The organism is Pseudopedobacter sp. (genome assembly GCF_040392825.1).
In the GTDB taxonomy this organism is placed as follows: Bacteria; Bacteroidota; Bacteroidia; order Sphingobacteriales; family Sphingobacteriaceae; genus Pseudopedobacter.
In genome coordinates this window covers 1-6,117 of sequence record NZ_JBEBVH010000239.1, presented here as the reverse complement: position 1 = coordinate 6,117, position 6,117 = coordinate 1, and the positions used below count along the sequence as shown (strand labels likewise).

Sequence of the window (6,117 nt, the reverse complement as noted above, 5' to 3'; positions counted from 1 at the left end):
GGCTGAAAAGCACTAATGCTGTCACATTGGAGTCGAAATGTGTTCCTAAGTAGCAGCACTGAAGAGGCTTCGACTAAGCTTGTATTGAGCTTGTCGAAATGCTCAGCCTGACAATGAACACTGCTTTTTGCATCCCCTCTTCAACAAAATCAAAACACATTTAATCAATATCGAAACAGACTTTTCGATCAGCCAACTACATTTAATTAACAAACTAATTAGATCATATAAATCAAAAAATCATTATGAAAAGACTTTTACTTTCTATGGCCTTGCTGGCTACAGCAAATTTTACTTTTGCTCAATTTACGGCTGATAAACTAGTAGTTGTGAAAACTATAGCGCTCCCTGCGAATTCAAATGTCGGGGATGTCTCTTTACTTCAACTAAATTTAGATGGAACTCCAGTTGTAAACGCTGAAGAAAAAATAATACCTACATTTTATATTGGATTAACTGCCAGTACAGTAAACAATGGTATCTTGAAGCTTAGCTCTGACAAGAAGTATCTTACTATGTATGGACACACCACATACCCTTCATCAGGAAATTTGGCTTCGACTACTGATGCCAGAACCGTAATGTTTATAGACGAATTTCAAAATATAAAAACAATCAATACTGCTACTATTATTCACTCCGCTACACAGGTTAGAGCCTGTTTTGCTTTCAAAACAGCCGAAAACTTGTATGATGTGTATCTTAGCGGGGGGTCTACATCTGCTACCGCCGGTCTTCAATATGCAAAATTGAATCTTTCTAATAACAGTATGAGTGCTCCTATAAGAATTGGAGAATATACCGTTGACAACAAACTTCAGGGATTAAATTCTGCCAGTATAAATGTATTCAACAATCAACTATATGCTGCTACCGGATTGACTAATGCTACTAATTATTTATTTACCAAAATTGGAAGTGATGTACCAACTGAAGTAGCTAGTGTAACAGACTTAAGTAATACCAGCCCTTTAAATGTTTTAAAAATACCTGGAGATTTCGTGTTTTTTGGTAAAGACCTTCTATATATCGCTGACGAAACAAAAGGAATATACAAATTCTATTCTACAGATAATGGAGAAACTTGGATTGCCGCAGGTTTTGTTGATTCTAATATTAGCGGGGATCTGGGACTAAGGGGAATGACCGGAAGAATAGAAAATGGTAAAGTTACCTTATATGCCGTAACTATTAAATCTAAAGGAAATAGTATTGTTAAAATAGTAGATGAAACAGCGAAAAACCAAATTATTTCCAATTCGACAACAGGAGTTTCTATTACCACTTTGAGTACCGCAACATCCACAGTAGGCTACAGAGGTATCAGCTTCACACCTAATTCTACCATTACATTGCCTGTTACCTTAAACAGTTTTACGGCTAAACCTGTTAATTCAAATGTACTTATAAACTGGTCTACAGTATCAGAACAAAACAATAAACACTTCGAAATTCTACGCTCTACAGATGGTATTTCGTTCTCTAAAATTGGCGAAGTAAACGGCAAGAACAATTCCAGCACACTTACGCAGTATACATTTACAGATTATTCACCGGCATCCGGAACGAATTACTATCAACTAAAACAAGTAGATTTTAATGGAAAATCAGAAACATTTGGTCCCGTTCCTGTAAAACTTAACTTTACACCTGAAGAAAACATCAAAATAATCAATAAAAACGGTTCGGTTATCTTATCCATAAACTCTGAATTTACAGATTCGGTAAACTTAACCGTTACAGACGTTACAGGGCGAGTAATCCTTTCTAAAAAATCTGTAATCAACAAAGGAGACAATAATATCGCACTTAATACCATCTTAAAACAAGATGCTATTTATGTCTTAAATCTCGAAGGTAAGAATCTTAATAAGGCAGTTAAATTCAGGAATTAATCTGGACATTTGACAAACAAAAAGTGCTGTGAGTAAATTCACAGCACTTTTTGTTTATTTTCCGTTTAAAAACCGTTGTTGATGGAAATTTACCAAATCATCTATGGGAGAACGTACAATTTTCCCTAAGTTCATTCCGTATTCACCTGCAACCTCCTCTAAAATATCTTTGAAATTATAGGCTACAGAACCAATGCAATTGAATGAATAAGATTTATAGTTAGGATATCTGCTTACCAGATTCTTAAAAAACTCTTCAAAAGAAGATTTTACCAGATTTCGGGTATATACCTTATTAGATTGTACATCATAAACAAACTTACTGAAACTGGCACAAAACCTGTTTGGTAACGGCTTTACATAGACGTTATCTAAAATATCTTCTTCAGTTAACTGAAATGTATTCCAAAATTCCTTTCTAACCTCTTCCGGCATATACCCTCTGATATAATCTCCCAAGAGCTTTTTACCAATATGGCAACCACTCCCCTCATCACCTAATATGTACGCTAAAGAATCAATATGCTCAACAATATCGTTTCCATCATAAATACAGGTATTTGTTCCGGTACCTAAAATAGCTGCGAAACCTTTGTTGTTGCCCAATAAAGCTCTGGCAGCAGCCAACAGATCATGACCAATATCAATTTTCGCATTTACAAAAATCTTCTCGAAAGCATCTGAAATTACTTTCGCCTTTTCATCGTTATGTACGCCGGCACCGTAATAATTTACTTCCTTAACCTCCTCTACCGGAAGATCCTTGGGTAAGTTTTTCTTTAAAGAATTATATATATAAGTTGTATCCGAAAAATAAGGGTTATAACCTTCTGTATTAAAGAGTGTCTTATTGTTATTTTCATCAATAAGGCACCAATTGGTTTTAGTAGAGCCCCCGTCTGCTATAAGTATCATATGTTAAATTATAATAATCAGTTTTTAAAGATATTAATATTATCTTATTGTACAAAGTACACTAAGTACTTATTTCAAGCAATAAACACAAAAACACCTGATTAACAGCTTATTATTTTACAAAAAAGCATTGCTTCAAACCCTTTTCCAGAATATCTCTTCTCAAATTCTTACCTATAAATACAATTTTAGTCTGCTTATTCTCTTCATCTTCCCAGACATCTCCATCCGTAAAAACAGGAGAACCTTTTACAGATTGGAGAATAAGCTGCCTGTTAATCCCTTCAATATTGATAATCCCCTTAATACGGTAAAAATATGCCCCCTGAAACATTAGCATAACAGTAAAATAATGACGAAGCTTCATCAGATCGAAACTTTCGTCAAACACAAAACTTTGTGCAACAATATCATGATGATGGCTCTCTTTTACAGAAGATGCAAAACCTTGTTTTAGCGATGTAGAAACACCTAACTTTAGTTTTACAGTGGACTTATCATAAGCATTCAATTCCAACAGCTTTTTTGTATCTACTTTGCCATAATTCGCAAATTCAAAATCCGCAAGAGGATTTAAAGCCTTTGTCTTTTGCTTAATGAGTTCTATTTGCTCTCCGTCTGCATCATCGCTTTTATTGTATATAATATAATCAGAAAAAGCAATTTGTTGTGAAGCCTCCTCCTCTACTCCCAGTACATCCAGAACATGGGCACAATCTACCAGACAAATTACACCATCTAGTTTAAATACAGTTTGAATATTGTAATCTGTCATAAAAACCGCTGCAACCGCAGAAGGGTCTGCAATGCCAGTAGTTTCTATAATCAAATGGTCAAACTCATAAGGCCCGGTGACTAATTTATTCAATAAATCGCTAAGCTCTCCGTTTACCGAACAACAGATACAGCCATTAGATAATTCAAAAATATGCTCATCAGTATTAATAACCAGTGAGCTATCTATATTAATCTGACCAAATTCATTCTCAATAATCGCAAATTTCTTATCTGGATTTTCCGTGATGATATGGTTTAAAAAAGTAGTTTTACCTGCCCCTAAAAAACCTGTAAGTATGGTAACCGGAGTTGTCTTCAATGCCATTTGGCAAAGATAGCGAATTACAAATATTACATTTTTCATCTCAGCATCAGAAAACATTAGCCTTAATTACTTTGTTCCTTGATAAGTTCATCGGTTTATAGACTAGACTTTCTTTGAACTTTAAACTTTTGACTTCACAATACATGAACAGGCTGCAACAAAAATTAGAGAAAATAGGTTCCGACGCTAAATCCACTGCCAAAGCCGTTGGCTTAAGATATATCGATAATTTTGAAAAAGGTTACACACGAAAAAGAAACAATAACGGTTTTCAATATTTTGACCTGGAGGGAAATCTGGTAAAAGATTCAGATTTGTTAGAACGCTTCCGGAAACTGGTTATTCCCCCGGCATATGAAAACATTTGGATCTCGCCCGCAGAAAACACACATCTTCAGTTTACAGGAATAGATGCAAAAGGCAGAAAACAATACAGGTATCATCCGGAATGGAATAAAATTAGAAACCAGGCTAAATTTTACCGCTTAAGGCGATTTGCTGAAGCCCTGCCCACTATCCGGAAACAGGTAGAAAAAGATCTAAAAAGAAAAGGATTACCTCTGGAAAAAGTATTGGCTTTGGTTGTAAAACTGATGGAATTGACCAATATCCGCATAGGAAATGAAAATTACAGCAAGTTATATGGCTCTTTCGGCTTGACAACGTTGAAAGACAGACACGTCAGATTCAACGGCAATAAAGAAGTTAAATTTGCTTTTAAAGGTAAAAAAGGTATCTATCATGAAATTTCGCTGCATGATAAGTCAATTGCAAAATTGGTAAAACACTGTCAGGACATTCCCGGAAAAGAGCTATTTCAATACTATGATGAAAATGGCAATCATCATAGTATTGATTCCGGAGATGTCAATAATTATATCAAGGAAATCTCGGGTGAAGATTTTACTGCAAAAGATTTCAGGACATGGTTTGGCAGCGTCCATGCTATCTGTGCATTTAGAAATATAGGGAACTATGAGAAGCAAACCGAACTGAAAAGCAATATTGTGCAGGCGGTTGACTATGTTGCAGAAAAGTTAGGCAATACCAGAACAGTCTGTAAAAAATATTATGTGCATCCAACTGTGATATCATCTTATGAAAATGGACACATCCATTTGTACAGAACCAGAAAAACTTCGTCGGGCTCTTTTACGGATTATGAGAAACTGCTGATTAAAATTTTGGACCAGGAAAGTCTGAGTTAAGCATTTTTTTTAACTTTGCTACATGTTCACAGGCATTATAGAAACGCTAGGTAAAGTTGTAAAGGTAGAAACAGACCGGGGCAATCTCCATTTAACTATTCAATCTGATATCAGTAATGAGTTTAAAATAGACCAGTCTGTTGCCCATAACGGCGTTTGTTTAACTGTTGTTTCCATTGCAGATGATACGCATACAGTTACAGCAATTCAGGAAACACTTCTAAAAAGCAATTTAGGAGAACTGCAGCAAGGAAACACGATAAACCTGGAGCGTTGTATGCTGATGAATGGCAGACTGGATGGACATATTGTACAGGGCCATGTAGATCAAACAGCAAAATGTATTGCTCTGGAAGAACAAGACGGCAGCTGGTTCTTTACTTTTGAATATGAAGAAAACCAGGGTAACGTAACTGTAGAAAAAGGCTCCATTTGTGTAAATGGAATCAGTCTTACTGTAGTAAATTCACGAAAGAATCAGTTTTCAGTTGCCATTATCCCCTATACTTATGAACATACTAATCTGAACGAAGTTAAGGTTGGAAGTACAGTGAACCTGGAATTCGACATTATAGGAAAATATGTTGCCCGTTTAATGCAACGCTAAAACACTAAAACATGAGCTTTGCTAAACAGGTAAAATCCCTACTGTATAAAGAAATACTTTTGGAATGGCGTTCTAAATATGCTTTTAACGGCATTTTATTATATGTACTTTCTACGGTATTTGTTTGTTATCTGTCCTTTAAAACAACTCCTCCCTTAGTTTGGAATGCTCTTTTTTGGATTATTCTACTGTTTACAGCTATCAATGCCATAGCTAAAAGTTTTATGCAGGAAAGCAAAGGAAGGTTATTGTATTTTTATACACTGGCCAGCCCTCATGCTATTATCATCTCTAAAATAATTTATAATATTATTTTAATGATATTAATGGCATTCATCGCCTTAATTGCTTACAACGTTGTGTTTACTAATGAAATAGGCGATATCTGGC

General features: G+C 35.2%; 5 protein-coding genes and 1 pseudogene. 4 read left to right on the top strand and 2 right to left on the bottom strand.

Going from position 1 to position 6,117, the window contains the following annotated elements; translation table 11 throughout:
* Positions 1-245: 245 nt before the first annotated feature.
* Positions 246-1,895, top strand: coding sequence for a hypothetical protein (locus tag ABWO41_RS14435; protein ID WP_353139492.1), 1,650 nt, complete (start codon positions 246-248; stop codon positions 1,893-1,895).
* A gap of 54 nt (positions 1,896-1,949) precedes the next feature.
* Here ABWO41_RS14435 and ABWO41_RS14430 read toward each other — a convergent pair whose 3' ends face one another.
* Together ABWO41_RS14430 and ABWO41_RS14425 are read right to left on the bottom strand one after the other, a co-directional pair.
* Positions 1,950-2,810, bottom strand: a complete 861-nt coding sequence (locus tag ABWO41_RS14430; RefSeq protein WP_353139489.1) for an N-acetylglucosamine kinase — start codon at positions 2,808-2,810, stop codon at positions 1,950-1,952.
* A 112-nt stretch (positions 2,811-2,922) separates the two neighbouring features.
* Complete coding sequence (locus ABWO41_RS14425) at positions 2,923-3,951, bottom strand: CobW family GTP-binding protein (protein ID WP_353139486.1); 1,029 nt, start codon at positions 3,949-3,951, stop codon at positions 2,923-2,925.
* Positions 3,952-4,025: 74 nt separating this feature from the next.
* Between ABWO41_RS14425 and ABWO41_RS14420 the strand changes: the two genes are divergently transcribed.
* The 3 genes and pseudogenes from ABWO41_RS14420 to ABWO41_RS14410 form a co-directional block, all read left to right on the top strand.
* Positions 4,026-5,120 (top strand): DNA topoisomerase IB, encoded by a 1,095-nt coding sequence (locus tag ABWO41_RS14420; RefSeq protein WP_353139483.1) that lies wholly within the window; start codon positions 4,026-4,028, stop codon positions 5,118-5,120.
* Between the two features lie 22 nt (positions 5,121-5,142).
* Positions 5,143-5,727: a riboflavin synthase gene (locus ABWO41_RS14415; RefSeq protein ID WP_353139480.1), complete on the top strand. Its 585-nt coding sequence runs from the start codon at positions 5,143-5,145 to the stop codon at positions 5,725-5,727.
* 11 nt (positions 5,728-5,738) lie between these two features.
* Positions 5,739-6,117 (top strand): annotated as a pseudogene (locus tag ABWO41_RS14410) (heme exporter protein CcmB); the annotation flags it as partial.

Bases quoted from the DNA above. Each gene is read 5' to 3' on its own strand.
- ABWO41_RS14435 (WP_353139492.1), top strand. From the start codon at position 246: ATGAAAAGACTTTTACTTTCTATGGCCTTGCTGGCTACAGCAAATTTT.
- ABWO41_RS14430 (WP_353139489.1), bottom strand. From the start codon at position 2,810: ATGATACTTATAGCAGACGGGGGCTCTACTAAAACCAATTGGTGCCTT.
- ABWO41_RS14425 (WP_353139486.1), bottom strand. From the start codon at position 3,951: ATGAAAAATGTAATATTTGTAATTCGCTATCTTTGCCAAATGGCATTG.
- ABWO41_RS14415 (WP_353139480.1), top strand. From the start codon at position 5,143: ATGTTCACAGGCATTATAGAAACGCTAGGTAAAGTTGTAAAGGTAGAA.